Below are 21,708 nucleotides of genomic sequence, written 5' to 3' on the forward strand. Positions count from 1 at the left end.
TTTGGAGCAAAAAAAGTTTCAAATAACTTTAAATAATATGTAGAAAAAATATAAAAAGGAAACGGCAAGGAAAATAAAGAAGGTTTCCATCCATAACCTGCGTTTTTTCTGTTTTTTGGGTTTTGCCTGTCTTACAGTGCTTTGCCTTTGTTGTTTTAGGGCTGTGCGTGACATTCCTGCCGTCGATCCGGAAGGAATGGTGTTTATTCCTGAAGACTGTGCCTGGGAAACCTTACTCTGTCCAGCAGCGGCGGTGTCATTACCCGAAATCTTTTGGAGAAGCTCACTGCGCATCTCATGAGCGGAAGTAAACTTCCCTGTTAGTGCCTTTAATAGAACATCCTCTATCTGTGTTAACTCCGCTTTTTTCCTTATTGCATCCCTCAGCTGGCCTATTCCACCTATTGTTTTGGAAAACCTTTCTGGATAAGCTGTATTGATTAATACCATAGCTACAGCAAACAAATCATAAGTGGGTTCAGCCTTCCTGGTACCAATTCCCCAGTATCCGCGATCAAAAAACTCTGTAAACTCTTTAATAGCTCTTCCTTTTTGAGTGGTTCCGCCAACATCAATACACCTAATCCGGGCAGGAGGACCCTTAACAATTAAATTTTCAGGCTTTAAATCCCCAAAAACCCATCCTTTTTCGTGCAATATAGCTAAATCATTTAAAAGCTGGAGAATAAGAACCATTGTCCATACGCGGCCTTTTTGCTGAATATATGAAAGTAAATCTGGTCCTTCTATGTATTCCATTGCATAAAACGAAAAAAGCCCCTTACTGCTTTCCCAGTCATCCACATCAAGCAAAGAAGGTCCGAGGGCGGACCCTTGGACCTTTGCGAAGGATTTTAAGACATTTGCCTCAGAAGTAACCGACAATCCATCTTGACTCATTTTCAAGGCAATCTGCATATTTCCATGCTGTGCCAGATAAACGGTTCCGTTCGCACCGGATCCCAATTCCTTTATCACTCTAAACTGCTTCCTATGCCATTTTCCTGTTATCACAGTGCCGGGAATGATATTAAACGGATTCTTCAAAGGATGATTCATCATCACCGGACAAAAGGCTCCTTAATGATCTTTTTTGTTTAAATGATGCTAAAGCTTCCTTAATAGCCGGCCCTGTAGGCGTAACCCCGCCAGTGCTTAGCTGAGGGAAGATAGAACTTAACGCCTGCAGTTTAGGCGACCAATCCAAGAGTTTTTCAACATCTCCATTTTTCCCGGGAAATACACAAACGGAATATAGGTTAGCTCCTGATCTGGCACCCATACTTAAAGATAGATCAATCAGGGCTTCTTTTACTGTTGGCAGTTTACTTTTCATGCTTGCACTAGTATCCACAAGAATCATGACTTCAAGATTTACAGTCTCCCCCAGTTCATCTACCACTTCCATTACTTCTCCCCTTTTTTCAGGCGGAAGATCTTCAAGTGATTGTGATCGGCCCAGGATTTGCTTTAACTCTCGATTAACAACACCCTGAAGGGTTTGAGTCATTGCTTTTCTTGTTACCATTTGAACTGTTTGGGAAAGCTGGCGAGCATAAACAATTTGATGAACGCCGCCGCCCGATAAAGCAATACCCTCAATTTCTTTCATTCCTTGTTCGTCTATCCGATCCTCGTTAATAACTCCTATTACATTTACGGTAATTCCCTGCTCCTTAGCTAGTGCGGCCATTGCAATCGGGTCTTCACCCTGGTTCGAACAGCCATCCGTAATTAATAAGATTTGCCGAATTTTACCTGCGTACATTCCCATTCCCCTCCGTTAACTGAATTGTTACCATTTTCGACGTCAACTGGAGGATTTATACCTATATCTAACTAAGTCTTTAAACCACTCTAAGCCTGTTTTTTTAATTTATACATTGGAATGGATGCCCACTTCGGGGTATTATGTTTGATTTTCGCAACTGTAACAGTCATATCATCATCAATAGAGCCAGAGCCTGAACGGATAACCTCCTCCATAATTAAATCTGCCATCTCCTGAGGTTCGTCAGTTTGAATCTCCTGTATTTTCCTCTTCATCCATAAATCATAATTTTCAACATGGCGCGGTCCCTCAAAGACTCCATCGCTCATCATGATTAACAAATCTCCAGCCTTAAGCTGCTCGCTGACTACATCAACATCAAACTCCTGTATGATACCTATAGGAAGATTGCTCGCCTGTATTTTAATTACCTTACTTCCTCTTTTAATAAAGCTTGGGGTTGAACCAATTTTTAAAAATTTCGCTGCTGCATTTTGCAAATCAATTACAGCAAGGTCGAGAGTAGAAAATATTTCATCTGTTGTTCTTAGTGAGAGGACAGAGTTAACAGATTTTATTGCCACTCTTTCTTCAATGCCCGATTGAAGAATCTGCTGAAGGAGCTGGAGGGTCTCCTTGCTCTCATAATGAGCTCTTTCTCCATTGCCCATGCCGTCACTAATTGCAATGGCGTACTTCCCGCAGCCTAGCTCAATTGTAGAATAGCTGTCCCCTGAAACAAGGCCTCCATCCTTTGCAGCATGCGCTACGCCTGTTTCAACCGTAAAAGTTTTAGAAGATCGGAAGGTTACCTGGCTGAAGCCACGTGGATATTCTGATTTCTCTTCCGAAATGACTACAATGGTTTCCCCCAATATATCCGATAGCATCGGAGCGATTAACTTTTCACATTCACCATGTCCATTAGGATATGGAATGGTCATATCTATATCAACGTTCCCCTGTTCAAGACTGTATATTTCTACATGCTCAATTAAAACCCCGAATTCCTGAATTGCCTCCATTATTTGCTCTTCCTGTTTCGAATGATTTTCTCTTTCTCTTTGGATTTCCTTAGCAAAGTCACCCATCACTTCTGAAACTCCCAAAAGCTGATCCGCAACAAGTCTTCTGCTTTCCAAAACCTGCTTCTTTAATTTTTGATTAGCCTGGTAAAACGTGAGCTCTTGCTGGATCGTATCAATAACTTTCTTTGAACGGGAACAATATTTGTCCCATTCCCTTTCCAGCCTTTGAGGGACGGTGCCATCATTTTGGTCTAATTGATGCATAATATCTTCCATGTACTCATATGTTGTATTAAAATTCCTTGTCCAGCATTGATCTTTCTTAAAACATGTCTGACAGGTCTTTTCTGTAACATTGCTCATAAAATAATCCAGTTCTCTAAAACTATCATCATCTGATACTGGAGTGCTGGCATTCGAAAAGCTTTTGGATAAAGCCTCAAACACATCTGAAAATTGAGCTACCCGCCGTGCTGTAACATCCCGCATTTTCCGCATGTATTTTTGCTGCTCGGCAGTATACTCCGGAGTGCCAGGAATATATTTGGCCAACCTTCCCGACAATGCAGCAGGGGTAAGCAAAAATAAAGCAATAGCTGCAGCAGTTTCAAATAGAGAAACAGAAAGCGTGCCGCCTCCCTCACCATACATACCAATCAGCAGGGTAGAAATAAACAGGCCAATTGATACACCAATTTTTTTACCTTCCTTAAGCAGACCTCCCAGAACCCCTGAAAAGGCGAGTAAACTCATATGATAAAAGCTCGATACGTTCGCAAGACTGAAGATCAATCCTGTTACGACTCCAACGGTAGAACCAACTGCGGCACCTGCTACATAGGAAAACAAAAGGACAAGATACCTTGACATGATATGCTCTAAAGAAAGGCCGTAAACCTTCCAGCCAATTGTTCCAGTCATTATAGAAGCCAGTAAAATAATCAGGCACACAATTTCTTCTGTTTTTAAGGACTGTCTTCGTTTATTAAATGTTATTAAAGGGATGCTTTGCATAAAAATCAGCACTAAAATAAATCCAAGGCTGCACTGAACTCCTGCCATCATCCCATCGTAAACCGATAATTCCTTATGGACAATAAATGCTTCCGCTAACTTACTAATCAGCAGAACTCCGCTAACAAAAAAGGGAAGGGCTCGTATTTCATTTTTCAGCCACTTTTTAGAAATTCTAAACACTAGCAGGAACAAGAATGCCGATCCAAATGTAACAACAGAATTTTGAAGGCCTATTGTTGCTGCGCCTGCAACTAGTCCAACTAGCGCGATAGGGGCACGGTCCTTTTTAATAATGTAGACTGCAGCAAAAAATGGCAGACAAAACGGAGTAAGCTTTGATAGTATTAAAGCCCTGCCCAATAAAAATCCAAGAATCAGTAACAAATATCCTTTTTTAAGGAAGAAGGATTCCAGTTCAGTTTTCAATTTCTTCATACCCGACCGAAATTTCCACCTTGTTGGCTCAAAGTTAACTTCCCCCATAGGTTTCAATAAGCCCTGTTCTGCCTTTTCCATCCATTAACACTCCCCCATCGAGCTCTTATTGCAGATTATTATATAGGGACATGCTTTCAAAGATTGTCAAAATAGCGAACAAGCCATGATAATTCATTCGACTGTTTTTTTTAAAAAGAACACAAAGGAACAAAATCCTAAGGAATGAAACAATCATTTACAGATTTCATAGACTTAAGCGGTTTATTCCCGAATTAAGGAGGGTTTAAAAAAATAGATTGACATACCTTTTTAATCTTAGTATTATATAACTTGTTCGTTAACAACTTGGCGGTGTAGCTCAGCTGGCTAGAGCGTACGGTTCATACCCGTAAGGTCGGGGGTTCGATCCCCTCCGCCGCTATTAAACTGCAGGATAAACTCCAGTATCTTTTTAGATACTGGAGTTTTTTTCGTTAATTGATGGTTTAGGTCAAAAAGCGATAGACTCGCATTTTATCCTCAAAATAGGATTTCCTGCGTCCCATGATTAATAGAGTGAACGATCAGCCTTTATATTATCCCTTTGAAAAACGGATGAAGCTTTTCTTATCCTCTGCCTTTCGCCTGATCAGGACTTCCTAGGAAAAGCTGGTGCATGCGGGGATATTGCTGCCCAAGCCTTCCTTATCTGTTATCAACTCACTCAGGATTTATGGATATACAAAAAAAAACAGGCATGCCCCGACGGACCAGCCTGTTCCACGTATATAAAAACAGAGTACTGCTAAACTTCCAATTAAAATATGCAGCAAGTTAGCCTCGTCTGGCTCCTCTTCCCCCGCGTTTCGATTCTGTATTGCGCTTTAAGGAAGTCAAACGATCTTCGCTATCTTTCAAGAACTTTGCCACTTTAGACTCGAAATTTTCAGGTCTGGCATTTCTGTCATTCGTTCTTCCCTGCCGAGGACGTTGTGAATGTGAATGAGATTTCGGCTGTTCCGGACGGTCCTTTGCCTTTTTAATAGACAAACCAATCTTGCCATCCTTCTCAACATTAATGACTTTCACTTCTACCTGGTCGCCTACTTTTAAATGATCATTGATGTCCTTAACATAGTTATCTGCGACCTCACTGATATGGACAAGTCCAGTCGATCCCTCCGGCAGCTCCACAAACGCTCCGAAATTAGTAATCCCTGTTACTTTCCCTTGTAACTTGCTGCCTACTTCGATTGACATAAAAAGATTTTTCCTCCTTAAAAATATAAAAAATCATACATACTACATATTATACAGAATGGAAAAAATAAGTGTCAATAAGACTACCTGTTGGTTTATTTTTCCTCGGCATCTTTTGGAAGATTAAAAATGATTTCGTTCTTGTCAGATAGAAAGTATTCCTTCCTGGCAAGCTTGGCAATATAATCGTCATCATTCAATTTTACAATATCCTCTTTCAGAATGGCCTGTTGTTTCTTCATGCCCGCCAATTCCTTTTTAAGCTGTTCCCTTTGGGCCAATTTACCATCAAGGTCGGCTGATTGCGTCAGAATTTGAGATATCATAAAATACCCCACAAATACAGCAAAGACAAAGAACAGCCCCAGCCTTCTCATCAGGAATTTTCTATTCCGGGTAGTTGCTAAATCAGCGTTTTCCCGTTCCTTCACATAAGGTGATTCTATCTTTGCGATCTTTCGCCTGTTGCGTATTGCACCCATTCCTCGCAAACCTCCCGATTCCATTCATTTCTTACTTTTCCACCTATTCAACCATCTATTAAGATAATTCTTGATTTTTAATATAATTCCTGCCACACCATTATATAACTTCTCGACGGGTTTTTTAATATATTTCGGCAAAAGCTTCCAAAAAAATAACAGAATTATTCCAAAGGGCTTTAAAATAACCTTTATGATTACTAATATAGCCTTAAATAATATCTTTACAAGGGCAAAAAGCCCCCGAGCCGCAAGCAAAATAGCAGCGATCAGCAGCTGTATTAATCCGACAATCGGCTTATATACCAACAGGCGAATAGCGTTTTTGAAAAACCGGTAGATCGCCATTACAGTAGAAATAACTATTTCCAGTAGTTTTCGATAAAAGGAACCTAATAAACTTTGATAGGCTGCGAATCCACAAAGCAGAGCCACAAATATATAAAATCGAAGCTCTCCTTTATTGGAAAGGAAAAGAACATAAAAAACGATTAATGCCTGTACGGCCCAAAACAGCAGATCATTCAAAAAAACAATCCATACTTTCCGTTTGGGGCGCTTTAGAAACCGCTGGTATGTATCCAGCATTGCCCCAAAAAGCGCTCCCATACCAATCATGGAAATCATGGTAATAAACTGTGTTGAAAGACTCATCGGAATAACTTGCTAAAGAACCCTTTAGACTTCTCCCCATGCTGCTCGTCCAGATAGACGAGATCAAAAATCTTTCCTTTAATAGAAACAATCCCTTTATCAACATCCAGGTTTTTCATTTGAAGATTTTGCCCCCTGATAGCGAGAAAACCCATAACCGTTTCCAGCAGGAATTCCTCATTATCAAAGCTTTCGACTTGTTTAACTCCGGTTATATCGAGCAGTTTTCTTCCCCGCATGACCACATCATGGTCGGGAACCGTACTTTTTGCTGTGTTTGTTTCATAATATTGACTCATTATCATCCCTCACAATCACTTTGTACAACCCTTTTGTACATTTGTATGTGATTTGTTAAGGAATTAGAACAAGCAGGTCCCTTCCCTCTATCCAAAAAAGTCGGGAAGAGTGCTATTTAAAATTCTTCTCTTGGAGCCCTTTCTTCGCTTACGATCGTGTACATTTCTGCCGCTTCTTCCTTTCGGGAAGTTTCTTGAAGGCGTTCAATTTTCGCGGTCACAGTACGCTGTCCAAGACGGATCGTTAACTCATCCCCTACCTTAACAGTAGAACTGGCTTTTGCTTCTTTTCCGTTGATCTGGATTCTACCCTGATCCGACACTTCCTTTGCCAGAGTTCTTCTTTTAATTAATCGCGAAACTTTTAAAAATTTATCTAAGCGCATCCTATTTCCCCTCTTTTCTTATAATGTTGTTCATAGTCCCTTCGCTTTTGCTTCATCCCAGTATTGGTCAAGCTGTTCTAAAGAGTACTCCTCAAATCCCTTGCCGCTTTGACGGACTTTTTCCTCAATAAACTTAAAACGACGGACAAACTTTTCATTTGTTGCAAATAAGGCTTCTTCAGGCTGAATTTTTAAGAATCTGGCGATATTAACAAAAGCAAACAATAAATCGCCATACTCTTGTCTCGCTAAAGAAATAAAGCCTTCACCTTTCACGAGCTCTTCTTCAAATTCCTGAAGTTCTTCTTTCACCTTCTCCAAGGCCGGACCAATTTCCTTCCAGTCAAAACCTACTTTTGCTGCTTTTCTTTGCAGCTCATAAGCCCTCAATAGATTAGGAAGTGCAAACGAAACCCCATCAAGCAGTGACTTTTCTGGTTTTGTCTCTCCCTTCTCCTGATTTTTAATTTCCTGCCAATTGGCCAGGACCTCATCTGAGTTTTCCACTTTTACATTGCCAAAAACATGCGGATGGCGCCGGATCATTTTTTCCGATAAAATCTTTATGACATCATCAATGGAAAAATATCCTTCATCTTCTCCAATTTGTGCATTGAGCATTACCTGCAGGAGAACATCGCCCAGCTCTTCAACAAGATGGTCAAGGTCCCCGCTGTTTACTGCATCTATTACTTCATAGCTTTCCTCTATTAAATACTTTTTAAGTGACTCATGCGTCTGCTCTTTATCCCAAGGACAGCCATTTGGGCCTCTAAGCTGAGCAATAATTTCACGAAGCTTCGTAAATTCCTGTAAACGAATTTGTTCGTCCTTTACAGGGGGTACATAAATCGATGTCAGATTGTTCAATGACACTTTATGATCAAGCTCATAAAGCGGCACAGCAGTAATTTCTTCTTCAGAACTTCCTGCTGCTGTGACAATGTAGACAGTATAGTCATCGGGCAGTCGTTCCATAAGCGTTAGCTTTACCTCTGATGCAACAAACTGGTCATAAACCTGGCTAATAAAAATATGCTGAGTAATTTGCAAGTCCGATGGCTGCAGATCCGTTCCGTCCAAAAGCTGAAAGCCTTCAACCGGGTCAATTTTTAATGCCTGAAAAATAGCATCTAAAAAGCTTTGCCCTCCGCCAACCAAAATCTCTACACCTTTTTCGGGCCCATAGTTCAAAAGAAGCTGGACTGTCCTTTCAGCCACAAGCGGGTGGCCGGGAACAGCATAAATAACTTTTTCGGTATCCGCCTTTTCAAGGAGAACCGAAGCAATCTCCTCGTAAACTGCCTCAAATTGGTCATGCTTTTCATAGATGGAGTCAAATGAGGTATATTGAAGTCCTTCCTTTTCCAATTCCGCAATAACTGGATGCTCCTTTGTCCTTAAATACAGATGACCCGAGTTCTTTAATTTTTTATAAACACCCAAAGGGAGCTGGTCGAGATCGCCTGCACCCAAACCCATAATTTCAATCGTTTTTTCCATATTTTTGACTCCTGTCGCCCTTTGGCAATAATAAAATTAATTTACTTCCAAATGGAAATAAAGCAAGATCTTCTTCACGAAAAATTGACGAACGAATGACAACGAATAAAAATAAGAACCCTCCGAGCATTACTGCACTCAATGCTTGAATGGCAGCTGCAAGCCGTTCCGTTCCAATTACCCCATATAGAAATTCCGTTGCTGCTAAATATCCTTTCAAGATCAAAATCATAATCAGAGATCCTGCAGCAAGGACAGCAATAAACCTGGATGAGATTAACCTGATGGAAAGAACTTTACGAAGATTTGCACCGAGCAATAAGGTAATGAGCGCCATTGAAATAATGGTTGCCCAGGCTGCCCCCTGTGTTCCAAATAAGGGAACAAGTATAGCATTAAGAACATACTTAACAGGGAAGGAAGCCAATATGACAACAGATGGAAATACCATCTTCCCCAACCCCTGCAGCACAGCTGTCACGGTTGAGATGACAGAGGTGAATAGAATGACCATGGACAAAACTCCAAGAACTTCAGAACCGCTGCTATTTTCAAATAGCATTATATTGGTTGGCTTAATAACAGCCCATAGACCCGCTGTTGCACCAACACCTATAACTAGGCTGATCTGCAAAGCAAGCCTGATTTTTTCCCTTAAAAAATCGATATTTGCCTTCATTCGTTCACTGGTGATAATAGGAACCAGAGATAACGACATGGAAGTAGATAAAACTGTGCCAAGCTGAATCAAAGGCTGCCCCCTGTCAAAGATACCTTTTAAGGCCTTTGCTGTCTCAACTTCTATACCACTTGCTATTAAAAGGGAGTATAAATTTAATGAATCTGCCATTTGAAAAAAAATCATCAGCATCCCACTTATGCAAATAGCCATCCCTTGGAAAACCAGAGCTTTCAGAATCCATCCGGTTCCTCTGAAAATACCTCTTTGTCCAGCCTCTTTTAACGAAAAAACATGACCTTTCTTCCTCAGCCATAAAAACATAAATAAAAGTACAGCTGAAACCAGGCTGCCTGTAACGGAACCAAACATAGCCCCTCCACCAACAAGATACAATGAAGCTCCTCTATGCATGAATAAGTAAGCCAATATTAAGATGGTTCCAACCCTGATTGCCTGTTCGGCCACCTGAGAGACTGCTGTTGGAAACATGTCTCCATTTCCCTGGAATAGCCCTCTTAGCAAAGCAACCACTGGAAAGGTAAGGAAAACAATTGATACCACTTTTAATAAAATAACGAGCTGCGGGTCATCCATCCAGTGGGCAATCTTTTCAGAGCCGACATAAAGAATTAAAAAACATATAAGGCCGAATAATTGTAAATAAACATATGTAATAAATAAAAAATGGCGAGCGCCAGCTAGGTCATTCTTTTCCCTCAATTCAGCATACAGCTTTGATATAACGACAGGAAAACCGGTTGTTGCCAAAACTATCGCTATTCCATAAAAGGGGTATACCTGCTGATAAATATAAAAGCCTACATCTCCGGCTATATTTTGAAATGGTATTCGATAAACTGCACTTAATACTTTGGTAATTAAAGCGGCTGCCATTAAGATGAAAGCGCCCTTTAATAGATCCTTCGAGTGACTTGCGGGCTTCATAGCCCATCCCCTTCCTACAATAAGTTCCACCGTATTATAGCATAATGCCCGCATGTTTCACGGTAAAATGCAGGCACATAAAAAACTATACCCTCTGTAAGCTATGCTTTTACATGAATGATTCCAAAGGCACCTTTGAATAGGGGGAGTCATAGTGGAAACAGTATTGTAGTTCAACTTTGGTTATCACCTTTCTTTCATGAAGATGGTTCCGGGAACGTGTTAGCATTTTTCCTTGAAAGATTATTTCGGGAACATTTTCGTCACGTTTCCGTTTTTCCTCCAAGTTGAAAATCATGAAACATGAAAGGTCCTCCGTATTTTCAGCGTAAAAAAAGGCAGCCTAAGCTGCCCGTTCTCCTAAGAGTTATTACTATGATTCCATCTGTCTCGCTAAGAAGCCAGCTGCTGTTTCAACCGCTTTTTGTTCCACTTCACCAAGATTACCTTCTTTGGCAAAGATAATAACAGCACCAATCGGGTCACCATTTGCAATAATTGGTCCAATCGTATAGGCAGAAATTGCTTCCTCGCTGCCTTCCACAAGTGCCAGATCACTCTGCTGGTTCATCAATACTGAATTGCGGTCTTCCATTGTTTTTTCTACCAGTTCACTGATGTTTTTGTTTAGATAATCCTTTTTAGAGCTTCCAGCTACAGTAATATAAGTGTCCCTGTCACAAATTAGAACAGGATTACCAAGGCTGTCATATAACGCTTCTGCGTATTCTTTTGCAAAATCACTTAATTCACTAATTGGAGAGTACTTTTTAAGGATTACTTCTCCATCCCTGTCTACGAAAATTTCTAATGGATCCCCTTCGCGAATACGTAATGTTCTTCGTATTTCTTTAGGGATTACTACACGACCCAAATCATCGATTCGACGAACAATACCAGTTGCTTTCATCCAATGTTGCCTCACTTTCATCTGATGATTTTATTTTTGGCAATGACAAACTTTATTAGAAATCACCACCAACTTTGAACTTAGTATCTTTTCTAGTTGAAAGTTCTATACACCAATAGAGTATTTTTTTCTTTTCCTGATAAATGTTCCAAAATAGGATAAACATACCAGTTGAAAAAGGCAGCTATATTAGGAATATTACCCCTGGGTATTGCCGATGAAACTTTTGGGAGGTTACAAAAGCATTACAGTTTTTAATTTAATGTCTTTTCTTTTTTTGCATAAGAAAGGCCCTTAACCATTTCAAAGGTTAATTGAAGCCACTGGATGATTTCCATTCCTTTAATATGCAGGCCTAACTTGAATTTTTTTCCGTCCATTCCCGGACCAACTGTTCTGCCATAAGGATGGATTAACTTATGGATTTCCTGAATATTTATCTCATTGCTTTCTGATTCTTTAACCAAGATGGCGATGTCTTTCTTGTTTTGTTTAATAGTCTCCACCCCTGCAAGAGCAGCATAAACCTTCATCTCCGCGATTGTAAACAGATAGGACACTTCATCAGGATATTCCCCAAAGCGGTCCAGCATTTCTTCCTGTAGCTCCTGAACATCATCGAGAGATTGAATGCCTCGGAAACGTTTGTACATTTCAATTTTTTGATGGCCGTCTTTTATATAGGAATCAGGTATATAAGCATCAATTTCAAGGTCAATTTCTATCGCTGCTCTTATATCCTCTTTTAAAGCACCCTTTCTCTCTTCAACAGCTTCCTTAAGCATTTGCGAATACAAGTCAAAACCGACAGAATCAATAAAGCCATGCTGCTGTGCTCCCAGCAGATTTCCGGCCCCGCGAATTGATAAGTCCCGCATGGCGATTTTAAATCCTGAGCCAAGCTCTGTAAATTCTTTTATGGCCTGAAGCCTCTTGTCAGCAACCTCTGTCAGGACCTTGTCCTTCCGGTAGGTGAAGTATGCATAGGCAACCCGATTCGAACGGCCGACACGCCCTCTTAATTGATAAAGCTGAGAAAGTCCCATTCGGTCTGCCTCGAAAACAATTAACGTATTTACATTCGGAATATCTACCCCGGTTTCGATAATGGTCGTACTAACAAGGACATCAAATTCCCCTGATAAAAAGGAAAGCATAACTGCTTCCAATTCATTTTCGGACATTTGACCATGAGCGTAGGTTACCCGGGCATCAGGAACAAGCATGGATATTTCCTCTGCCTTGCGTTCAATATCCTCCACACGGTTATATAAAAAGTAAACCTGACCATCGCGGGCGAGTTCCCTTTCAATTGCCTCCCGAACAAGTCCTCCATTATACTCCATCACATACGTCTGGATAGGGAATCTATTCTCAGGTGGTGTTTCAATAACAGATAAGTCCCTTACCCCGAGCATGGACATATGAAGTGTCCTTGGTATTGGCGTAGCCGTTAAAGTGAGAACATCAACATTTGTTTTAAGATGTTTAATTTTTTCCTTATGCGTTACACCAAAGCGCTGTTCTTCGTCAATGATCAGCAAACCGAGATCACGATAATTTACATCCTTGGAAAGAATGCGGTGTGTTCCTATGACAATATCAACAGTACCTGCCTTTAACCCTTTTAGTGTTTCAGTCTGCTGTTTTTTCGATCTAAACCTGCTCAATAATCCTATATTAATCGGATAGTCCTGGAATCTTTCTCTTATCGTTTCATAATGCTGCTGAGCAAGGATTGTTGTCGGCACCAGTAAGGCAACCTGCTTTCCATCTGCAATTGCTTTAAACGCAGCACGGATTGCCACTTCGGTTTTTCCGTAACCAACATCTCCGCATAGCAGACGATCCATTGGCTTTGCTTTTTCCATATCCTTTTTAATTTCAAATATGGAACGGATTTGGTCCTCTGTTTCCTGATAAGGAAATGAGGTTTCAAATTCCCTTTGCATATCTCCATCAGGTGAAAACTGATAGCCAACTGCGGCTTCGCGCTCGGCATATAGTTTGATTAGATCATCGGCAATATCCTGGACAGATTTCTGTACTTTCGTCTTTACTTTCTTCCAATCACTGCCGCCCAGTTTATAAATTTTGGGCTCTTTGCCTTCGGAACCAACGTATTTTTGAACCAGGTCAATTTGTTCTACCGGGACATAAAGCTTATCTGTCCCCTGATAGCGTATATGAAGATAATCTTTATGGATACCGTTTATAAGCAATGTTTCAATGCCAAGATATTTACCGATACCGTGATTAACATGAACAACATAATCGCCAATTTTAAGTTCGGAGTAACTTTTAATTCTCTCTGCATTTGATAGTTTTTGCCTGCGCGCAGATGGCTTTTTCGTTTTTTTATTAAATAGCTCCTCTTCCGTGATAACAGCAATTTTTTGAATGGTCAATTCAAATCCTGTTTGAAGGTTTCCCTGCATAATCTGTGCTATTCCAGGACGTATCTGGCTGTCATTCTTTATTATAGATGCCTCGATTTCATAATCCTCCAGAACCCGCTGCAGTTTCTTTACCCGCTCTTCGTCCTGCCCTAAAAAAGTAACAGAGTAATTTCCTTTTTTCCATCGCTCTGTTTCCGCCTTAAGCAAATGCATTTGACCGTGGAAACTTTGCATGGGCCTGCATGATAAATTAATAATATTTTGAGGATTGGTATTCGATACATGTCTTAGAAATAAAGAAAGATAAAGCATTGGATGTTTTTTTCTTTGCAATAGCTCCGGCAGGTTATGGGAAATGGAAATATCATGGATGATATGACCCTCAGCCAGCAATGATGTATACCATTCTGCTTCTTCTTTTTCCAGTGAAACATCCATTTCTTGAACTCTGCTGATCTCATCTATAAAAACAAGCCCATTATCAGGCAGATAATCTAGCAAACTATTTGGATTTTCATAAGCTAGTGATAAATATTTAAAGATCTGGTCAGGCTTTATGCCATTTTTCAGCTGTTCAATTTCATAACCTATATTTTGTGAGAGAAGGATTTTTGCTTTATCATCCCTTACTCTTTTCAGGCTTTTGGAAAGTCCTTCTTCCAATTTGCCAATCAGCCTTGCAAAGTCACTATCTTCAAGCGGTGCCTCTGTAGCGGGCCCAATCGATATCTCTTTCTTTTTATCCTTAGAGCGCTGATCCTCTATCGAAAATGAACGAATGGAATCAATTTCAGTATCAAATAGTTCGATTCTAATAGGAGATGTTTCCGTTAACGGATAAATGTCTATTATTCCGCCCCGCACACTAAACTCCCCTGGAGTGGCTACCATATCTGACCTGTTATAACCCATTTTAACAAGCTGTTTGAGCAGTCCATCTATATTAATATCTTCGCCCATCTTTAGGGACAGCTGATACTGGTTCCACAGGTTTTTAGGCGGAAGAATTTTTCTAAGGCCTGCCATTGGCACAATAACCACACCATTTTTATGCTTTCCCCAATGGTTTAAAGCTTCAATTCTTTGACCCTTTAACTCCGGACTAGCAATACTCATTTCTGCGGCAATAAGTTCATTTGCCGGATATAAAAATACTTCCTGCTCGGTTAATAGATTCACAAGGTCATCAAAAACCTTTTGAGCCTGTAATAGATTGTGGGTAACCAGCAGGACTGGCCTTTTGAGTTCTTTATAAACCGAGGCAACAAGCAGTGTTCTCGCCGACCCGGATAATCCCGCAATTAACTGTTCCTTTAATCCTTCTTCAATACCGCCAATAATAGAACGAGTATCTTCCTGCTGAAGAAATAGTGTTTTTAGACCCTCCAAATGCTGTCCTCCTCTCTCGAAAAGCTTTATCATCTGCTAACCAATGATAAAGCTGTCAATCAAATCAAAAATATAAACAGAAAAATGCTTTGGACTTTTTCCAAAGCGTTCTAATGTATTAAATAATCATATTGATGATAGTCTGGGTTCCGTTCTAATGTCTCCTGGCAATCCTCGCAAATGGCAGTTACATGTATATTCCCTGCATGATCGTAAGACACCATATCCTGTCTCTCAGTAACCGTTAATTTATCTAAACCAAGACTTTCACTATGAATGGAAACGCGGTCAATGGAACCGATATTTGTTCCGCAATGACGGCAATGGTAATGAATGGCCATGCCTGTCCCTCCCTGTAATCCTACTTTTTATATATTGTTTACAGATTGGGAGGAAGTTATTCAGACAGTTTATATTATGACATAAAGCCTTTCATCATTACTGATTAAAATCATTCATAACCTGCAAAAATGGCTTATCAAGCCATGTTTCACAGGCCTCTGCACTCTGTTTCACGGCTTCCTGCATGACAGGCTGTTCCTGTTTGGTAAAGGTTCCAAGGACATAATCGGGGACAAATACACCTGGCTCAGGCCGGTCAATTCCGATCCTAATCCGATTAAATTGCTGTGTCCCTAAGTGAGCTACAGTAGATTTTATTCCATTGTGGCCGCCTGGACTTCCTTTTTGCCGAAGACGGATTTTTCCCGCCGGCAGGTCAAGATCATCATAGATAACAACAAGGTCCTCTGTCTCTATTTGATAATAATCCATTACTGCACGAATAGACTCTCCTGATAAATTCATATATGTAAGGGGTTTAAGCAAAAGAACTTTCTCTCCTTTAAAGAAACCCATCCCGTATATCCCCTTATGCTTAGACTGATCTAGAGGGATATTAAAACGGCTTGAAAGTTCATCTATTACCTCAAAACCTATATTATGTCGAGTTTTCGCATACTGTTTGCCCGGATTTCCAAGCCCAACGATTAATTTCATCTGTTTCACCCCATTGGCTTACAAAAAAGCGTTTTCTTTAAAACTGAGGATACTGGGCACTTTCATGCCTTCATATCTTCTTTTATTATATAAGATAATTGCAAAAGACGTAACCTTTTCAGGCTACGTCTTTTTTTCTATTCACCGCTTGGCTGCGTTTCTCTTCCTTCTTCATTTTCAGGAGGATCTGATTCCTGCTGTTCACCTGAGTTAATTTCCTCTTCCTGCTTAGGAGGGAGTATCGAAGCGATAACTTCTTCTCCTTCATTGTTAATTGTATATTCCCCGGAAACTGGAATATCAGCGACTGTAACTGTTTCTCCCACTTGGAGACTTGTTACGTCTACTTCAATATTAGCTGGAATCTGATCTGGAGTTGTGGTTACAGAAACCTGGTGAACCGGCTGCTGTAATACCCCGCCATCCTTAACACCTGCTGCGTCTCCCGTTAATACGATGGTTACGTCTACTGTCAATTTGGAGGATTTATCTACAGCCAGGAAATCAGCGTGTACGATTTCGTTTCTAATATGGTCCTGTTGGTAATCAGTAAGGATAACGTCTTGTCTGCTGCCTTCTACATCAAGAGAAATGACACCATTCCGGCCAACTTCCCTGATTGTTTTTAGAAGATCAATGGAACTAACGGAAACTGGTTTACTCTCAACCTTTGATCCGTAAAGAACCGCCGGAATACTGCCACCTTGTCTTAATTTTTTTAGTCCTGATCCTCGAAGCTCTTTTCTTTCCTTTGCTTGTAGAACAGTAGTCATATTTTTGTCCCCTTCCTGTTTCTGAGCTAAAGTGCAAGGTTGGTTCCGCTGTCACCTTAAGGCTAAACAGTACCAATTTATATTAAATAAATGCCTCTTTAAAAAAATGCCCCAAAAAAGGATTGTCTAAACGTAAATTTTAAAGTGTTACGTAAAGCTTTTAAAAACAAGAAGATTATTTAAACTAAATTGTTCAGCATTTTCGAAGAATGGTGCCGTTCTGTATTTGTGAATTTTTGTGAAAAATACGGCTGTGTTAAAGCATATTGATGATTTTGCGTTTGTTGATTGGAGCGGAAGGCGCGAGACTCCAGCGGGAAAAGCGGGCACCGAGAGCGAAAATCAAAAGTTAATTCTTAACAATGCTGAAAACAAAAAAGGGCTGTTAATTTAAACAGCCCTTTTGACATTCCTATTTTTTTATCAATCAAAAAGAGTACTTACGGATTGCTCTTCGTGGACACGGATAATTGCTTCACCGATAAGAGGAGCAACAGAAAGATTAACAATCTTTCCGGTTATCTTCTCTTCAGCAAGTGCAATTGAATTAGTAACAACTAATTCTTTAATTTTAGAGTTTTCAATCCGGTCAATTGCTGGACCTGACAGTACAGCATGGGTACAGCATGCGTAAACTTCAGCAGCCCCATTTTCAACAAGAGCATTAGCTGCAAGAGTAATCGTTCCTGCAGTATCAATAATATCATCTATTAAGATGGCCACTTTGCCTTCAATATTACCCACAATATTCATTACTTCAGCCACATTCGGTCTTGGACGGCGTTTATCGATAATAGCGATTGGTGCTTTTAAGCGTTCTGCCATTTTTCTTGCTCTGGTTACTCCGCCATGGTCAGGGGAAACGATAACAATGTCTCCGTCTAACTCTCTGTTTTTAAAATACTCGGAAAGAATAGGCACACCCATTAAATGGTCAATTGGGATATCAAAGAATCCCTGAATTTGAGGAGCATGCAAATCAAGACAGATTACGCGGGTTGCTCCAGCTGTTTCAAGCAGGTTAGCTACCAATTTTGCAGTAATCGGTTCTCTGGCACGTGCTTTACGGTCCTGGCGGGCATAACCATAATACGGCATAACAATATTAATTGTTTTTGCAGATGCACGCTTTAAGGCATCAATCATGATCAATAGTTCCATAATGTTTTCATTTACCGGAGCACTGGTAGATTGAATAACATATACGTCGCAGCCACGAATACTTTCTTCTATGTTGATCTGAATCTCACCATCACTGAAACGGGTAACGGAACATTTTCCAAGTTCTACTCCGATTACCTTTGCGATTTCTTCTGCCAGTGGATAATTTGAGTTCAGGCTGAATACCTTTAAGTTAGGATCTAAATATTGATTTGACATGACGGCCTCCATTATTCTTCTCTTATTTCTTCAGGTTAAGCTTTTCAACATAATTTTCTTTATTCACCTGGCGTGCACGTGCAATGGACAATGCTTCACCTGGAACATTATTTGTTATGGTAGAGCCTGCTGCAACATATGCGCCCTTACCGATCGTAAGAGGAGCGACAAGATTGGAATTGCAGCCAATAAACACTCCATCCTCTATTTTAGTCAGGAATTTATTTTTTCCATCATAATTAACTGTTATAGATCCGCAGCCAATATTAACATCTGCTCCAACCTCAGCATCACCAATATAACTTAAGTGAGATGCTTTACTTGCTTTACCTATCACAGCCTTCTTAATCTCCACGAAATTACCGATCTTAACTTCATCCTGGATAGCAGAATCTGGGCGAATATGTGCAAATGGCCCGATGTTTACGTCAGAGCCTATTGAACTTTTAAACGCAGCAGACTGACGAATAACCGTGTTGTCACCAACTTCGCAGTCTTCTATTTCAGAAAAAGGTCCTATCATGCACTCGGATCCTATTGTAGTATTTCCTTTTAAAATAGTCCCTGGAAGAAGTACAGTATCCTGTCCAATCACTACATCTGGTCCAATATATGTATTGGATGGATCAACAATTGTAACTCCATTTCGCATATGCTGCTCATTTGTTCTATTCTTCATAATTCTCTCGGCTTCAGCTAGCGCTACCCGATCATTCACACCAAGAGTTTCTTCAAATTCATCCGTTTGGAAGGCTGATACAGTATCGCCCTGTTTTTTTAGTATTTCTATAACATCCGGTAAATAGTATTCACCTTGGACATTATCGTTTGAAACATTTGAAAGAGCATTAAATAAGGCTTGATTATCGAAACAATAAGTACCGGTGTTTATTTCATTAATTTTCCGCTCTGCCTCTGTAGCATCCTTATGTTCCACAATTTTTTCAACATGTCCATTCTCATCGCGGATAATCCTTCCGTAACCAGTTGGATTCTCAATGCTGGCAGTCAGAATTGTTGCTTTAGCAGATTGTTCCTCATGGTGTTTGAATAGAGATTCCATGGTCTCAGCTTTAATTAAAGGAGTGTCACCACATACAACAAGAGTGATCCCTTCTTTTCCTTCAAGCAGATCCTTGGCCTGGACAACAGCATGCGCCGTACCCAGCTGCTGTTCCTGGAAAACATAATGGCTTTGCTCGCCAAGCTGGGATTTAACCAAATCCGCCCCATGGCCGATAACCGTAATAATTTCCTCTATGTGAAGCTTTGTAATTTGATCAACCACATGCTGAACCATCGGCTTTCCGCATACCGGATGCAAAACCTTGTAAAGCTTTGATTTCATCCGTGTACCCTGGCCAGCGGCTAAAATAACAGCAAAACGTTTAGACATGAACAGGCCTCCAATTTACCTTTTTATCCATTAAAAATATTATCGTAAATAGCCCGGCATTTCAAGGAATGAACGCAAGTCCCTTAAATTGTCAGAGGTTTTTTGAAAAAGATGATTAGGAAAGAGTACATGGGGGTATAAAATAAGCGAAGATTAATTGATATGAGTTTTGTACGTAATCTAAACTTTTAAGAAGGATATCAATATCCAAGTCTTTTCAAAATAAAAAGGCCTTACTTATGAAGTAGGCCCTTGTTGCATGTACTTAGGAAGCTCCGGCTTCTTCAAATTCAACTTCTAGTTCCCCTAAACGATGATATTCCGCCAAGACTGCTTCCTGAATTTTTCCGCGTGTTCCGGAATTAATTGGATGGGCAATATCACGAAATTCTCCGTCTGGAGTACGTTTACTTGGCATTGCGACAAATAAACCATTGTTTCCGTCAATTACACGGATATCATGAACTACGAATTCATTATCCAGAGTAATTGATGCAATCGCTCTCATGCGTCCATCTGTAGTTACGCGGCGTAATCTAACGTCAGTTACTTCCACTCTGTTCACACCCCTTTTTTTATAGATGAAATTCTAAATTAATTAATTCAACAAATTTTTTTAGATTCCTTCTAAGTTTTAAAATTTTTTAGAAAAATTAGGGCAAATTGGTGAACAAATGTAAAAAATGACCTTTTTAATACAAAAAATGGTGGCTAATTGGCTGGTTTTATAGAAAAAGCCCGTTCATTAGGAACGGGACTTTAAATATTTCTATTATTTTACTAGAGCTACAACTTCAATTTCTACAAGTACATCCTTTGGCAAACGGGCCACCTCAACACAGGATCGGGCCGGCTTATGGTCTGTAAAGTATTCTCCATACACTTCATTTAAAGCTGCAAAGTCATTCATATCCTTGATAAACACTGTTGTTTTTACCACTGTATTCAAAGACGCACCAGCAGCTGCCAAAACAGCATGCAAATTTTTAAATACCTGATGTGTCTGTTCGCGGATGTCCCCTTCAACCATGGTCCCTTCCGCTGTTAATGGAATTTGGCCGGAGCTGTAAAACAAATTATTTACAATAATTCCCTGTGAATATGGCCCAATGGCGGCAGGTGCCAGATCAGTTTGTACAGTTTTCATTGATTTCTCCCCCTAATTTGTCCTTTTAAAAAAGTTGCCTTCTTTTACATTGATTTTTTTATCACGAACATCCACATCCGAAAGCTGAACAAGTGATAAATATTCATCTACAAGCCGTTCTTCTATCCTCTCTGCTTCAACCAATACAGCAATGCCAGCTACATGTGCATTGAATTCTTCAAGAAGGCTTTTCATTCCAATTACCGTCCCGCCGGCTTTCATGAAGTCATCTACGATTAATACACGGGAGCCCTCCGCAAGACTTCGTTTTGAAAGAACCATCGTTTGAATTCTCTTTGCCGATCCAGATACGTAATTAATACTAACTGTTGGGCCCTCTGTAACTTTGCTGTCTCTTCTGACTATCACTACCGGTACATTTAATTGGCTGGCAACAGCATAGGCGAGCGGTATTCCTTTTGTAGCGACAGTCATAACAACATCAATTGGCGTATTGGAGTAAGCAGAGGCAATAATTTTCCCTGCCTTTTGCACGATAGACGGATTTCCAAGAATATCAGTTAAATATAAATAGCCTCCAGGCAGAAGTCTGTCGGGATTTCCAATCAACTCACATAATTCCTTTATAAAAGGTCTTACCTTGTCCTCGCTTACCTTTACAAAAAATTTCACACCGCCGGCTGCTCCTGGAACTGTTTGCAGCGTGCCGATGCCTCTTTGTTCAAAGGTTTCTTTAATAATTCCCAGGTCTTCACTTATGGAGGACTTGGCTGAATCGTAACGTTCAGCAAAATATGTAAGGGGAATCAACTGGCGAGGATGCTCCAGCAAGTAATTTACCATATCAATCAGTCGTTCACTGCGGCGAAATTTCATAAAAACCCTCCAAAGCCGTATATTATAACCTTAT

20 protein-coding genes and 1 tRNA gene are annotated in these 21,708 nt (G+C 40.2%); 1 reads left to right on the plus strand and 20 read right to left on the minus strand.

Annotation, left to right across the window (positions count from 1 at the left end; all coding sequences use genetic code 11):
• Nucleotides 1-18 precede the first annotated feature (18 nt).
• The 3 genes from prkT to spoIIE all read right to left on the minus strand — a co-directional run bounded on the left by prkT (nucleotide 19) and on the right by spoIIE (nucleotide 4,332).
• The gene (gene prkT / locus AC3WR0_RS21995; protein WP_492554325.1) at nucleotides 19-1,062 is read right to left on the minus strand and encodes a serine/threonine protein kinase PrkT; all 1,044 of its coding nucleotides are present in this window, start codon (nucleotides 1,060-1,062) and stop codon (nucleotides 19-21) included.
• The gene (locus tag AC3WR0_RS22000) at nucleotides 1,031-1,768 is read right to left on the minus strand and encodes a VWA domain-containing protein (protein WP_027322555.1); all 738 of its coding nucleotides are present in this window, start codon (nucleotides 1,766-1,768) and stop codon (nucleotides 1,031-1,033) included. The genes prkT and AC3WR0_RS22000 overlap by 32 nt, the downstream gene beginning before the upstream one ends.
• Before the next feature lie 89 nt (nucleotides 1,769-1,857).
• The gene (spoIIE, locus tag AC3WR0_RS22005; RefSeq protein WP_492554297.1) at nucleotides 1,858-4,332 is read right to left on the minus strand and encodes a stage II sporulation protein E; all 2,475 of its coding nucleotides are present in this window, start codon (nucleotides 4,330-4,332) and stop codon (nucleotides 1,858-1,860) included.
• Nucleotides 4,333-4,601: 269 nt separating this feature from the next.
• Here spoIIE and AC3WR0_RS22010 point away from each other — a divergent pair.
• Nucleotides 4,602-4,675 (plus strand) — tRNA-Met (locus AC3WR0_RS22010).
• Nucleotides 4,676-5,067: 392 nt separating this feature from the next.
• On the opposite strand, the gene AC3WR0_RS22015 is transcribed toward AC3WR0_RS22010, so the two are convergent.
• The 17 genes from AC3WR0_RS22015 to purR form a co-directional block, all read right to left on the minus strand.
• A complete protein-coding gene (locus AC3WR0_RS22015; RefSeq protein ID WP_492554298.1) occupies nucleotides 5,068-5,493 on the minus strand; it encodes a S1 domain-containing RNA-binding protein in 426 nt (141 codons plus the stop codon).
• Nucleotides 5,494-5,588: 95 nt separating this feature from the next.
• Nucleotides 5,589-5,975 (minus strand): FtsB family cell division protein, encoded by a 387-nt coding sequence (locus tag AC3WR0_RS22020; protein ID WP_492554299.1) that lies wholly within the window; start codon nucleotides 5,973-5,975, stop codon nucleotides 5,589-5,591.
• 24 nt (nucleotides 5,976-5,999) lie between these two features.
• Complete coding sequence (gene yabQ, locus AC3WR0_RS22025; RefSeq protein ID WP_492554300.1) at nucleotides 6,000-6,629, minus strand: spore cortex biosynthesis protein YabQ; 630 nt, start codon at nucleotides 6,627-6,629, stop codon at nucleotides 6,000-6,002.
• Nucleotides 6,626-6,928 (minus strand): sporulation protein YabP, encoded by a 303-nt coding sequence (gene yabP, locus AC3WR0_RS22030; RefSeq protein ID WP_027322560.1) that lies wholly within the window; start codon nucleotides 6,926-6,928, stop codon nucleotides 6,626-6,628. The genes yabQ and yabP overlap by 4 nt, the downstream gene beginning before the upstream one ends.
• Before the next feature lie 116 nt (nucleotides 6,929-7,044).
• Nucleotides 7,045-7,314, minus strand: a complete 270-nt coding sequence (locus AC3WR0_RS22035) for an RNA-binding S4 domain-containing protein (protein ID WP_027322561.1) — start codon at nucleotides 7,312-7,314, stop codon at nucleotides 7,045-7,047.
• A gap of 30 nt (nucleotides 7,315-7,344) precedes the next feature.
• The gene (gene yabN, locus AC3WR0_RS22040; RefSeq protein ID WP_492554301.1) at nucleotides 7,345-8,817 is read right to left on the minus strand and encodes a bifunctional methyltransferase/pyrophosphohydrolase YabN; all 1,473 of its coding nucleotides are present in this window, start codon (nucleotides 8,815-8,817) and stop codon (nucleotides 7,345-7,347) included.
• On the minus strand, nucleotides 8,801-10,444 hold the full coding sequence (locus AC3WR0_RS22045; RefSeq protein WP_492554302.1) for a putative polysaccharide biosynthesis protein: 1,644 nt from the start codon (nucleotides 10,442-10,444) through the stop codon (nucleotides 8,801-8,803). Before AC3WR0_RS22045 ends, yabN begins: the two co-directional genes overlap by 17 nt.
• A gap of 373 nt (nucleotides 10,445-10,817) precedes the next feature.
• Complete coding sequence (gene spoVT / locus AC3WR0_RS22050) at nucleotides 10,818-11,354, minus strand: stage V sporulation protein T (protein ID WP_492554303.1); 537 nt, start codon at nucleotides 11,352-11,354, stop codon at nucleotides 10,818-10,820.
• A 254-nt stretch (nucleotides 11,355-11,608) separates the two neighbouring features.
• Nucleotides 11,609-15,142, minus strand: a complete 3,534-nt coding sequence (gene mfd, locus AC3WR0_RS22055) for a transcription-repair coupling factor (RefSeq protein WP_492554304.1) — start codon at nucleotides 15,140-15,142, stop codon at nucleotides 11,609-11,611.
• A 110-nt stretch (nucleotides 15,143-15,252) separates the two neighbouring features.
• A complete protein-coding gene (gene fin, locus AC3WR0_RS22060; RefSeq protein WP_492554305.1) occupies nucleotides 15,253-15,483 on the minus strand; it encodes an anti-sigma-F factor Fin in 231 nt (76 codons plus the stop codon).
• Nucleotides 15,484-15,580: 97 nt separating this feature from the next.
• On the minus strand, nucleotides 15,581-16,141 hold the full coding sequence (gene pth, locus AC3WR0_RS22065; protein ID WP_492554306.1) for an aminoacyl-tRNA hydrolase: 561 nt from the start codon (nucleotides 16,139-16,141) through the stop codon (nucleotides 15,581-15,583).
• A gap of 137 nt (nucleotides 16,142-16,278) precedes the next feature.
• A complete protein-coding gene (locus AC3WR0_RS22070; protein ID WP_492554307.1) occupies nucleotides 16,279-16,914 on the minus strand; it encodes a 50S ribosomal protein L25/general stress protein Ctc in 636 nt (211 codons plus the stop codon).
• 423 nt (nucleotides 16,915-17,337) lie between these two features.
• Nucleotides 17,338-18,294, minus strand: a complete 957-nt coding sequence (locus AC3WR0_RS22075; protein ID WP_492554308.1) for a ribose-phosphate diphosphokinase — start codon at nucleotides 18,292-18,294, stop codon at nucleotides 17,338-17,340.
• 22 nt (nucleotides 18,295-18,316) lie between these two features.
• On the minus strand, nucleotides 18,317-19,690 hold the full coding sequence (gene glmU, locus AC3WR0_RS22080) for a bifunctional UDP-N-acetylglucosamine diphosphorylase/glucosamine-1-phosphate N-acetyltransferase GlmU (protein WP_492554309.1): 1,374 nt from the start codon (nucleotides 19,688-19,690) through the stop codon (nucleotides 18,317-18,319).
• A gap of 265 nt (nucleotides 19,691-19,955) precedes the next feature.
• A complete protein-coding gene (gene spoVG / locus AC3WR0_RS22085; protein ID WP_027322572.1) occupies nucleotides 19,956-20,246 on the minus strand; it encodes a septation regulator SpoVG in 291 nt (96 codons plus the stop codon).
• Between the two features lie 216 nt (nucleotides 20,247-20,462).
• Nucleotides 20,463-20,837: a RidA family protein gene (locus AC3WR0_RS22090; RefSeq protein WP_492554310.1), complete on the minus strand. Its 375-nt coding sequence runs from the start codon at nucleotides 20,835-20,837 to the stop codon at nucleotides 20,463-20,465.
• A gap of 12 nt (nucleotides 20,838-20,849) precedes the next feature.
• Nucleotides 20,850-21,674 carry a pur operon repressor gene (gene purR, locus AC3WR0_RS22095; protein ID WP_492554311.1) on the minus strand — a complete coding sequence of 275 codons (825 nt, stop codon included), beginning with the start codon at nucleotides 21,672-21,674 and terminating at the stop codon, nucleotides 20,850-20,852.
• Nucleotides 21,675-21,708 lie beyond the last annotated feature (34 nt).

The organism is Neobacillus sp. FW104-15D2, from assembly GCF_058790155.1.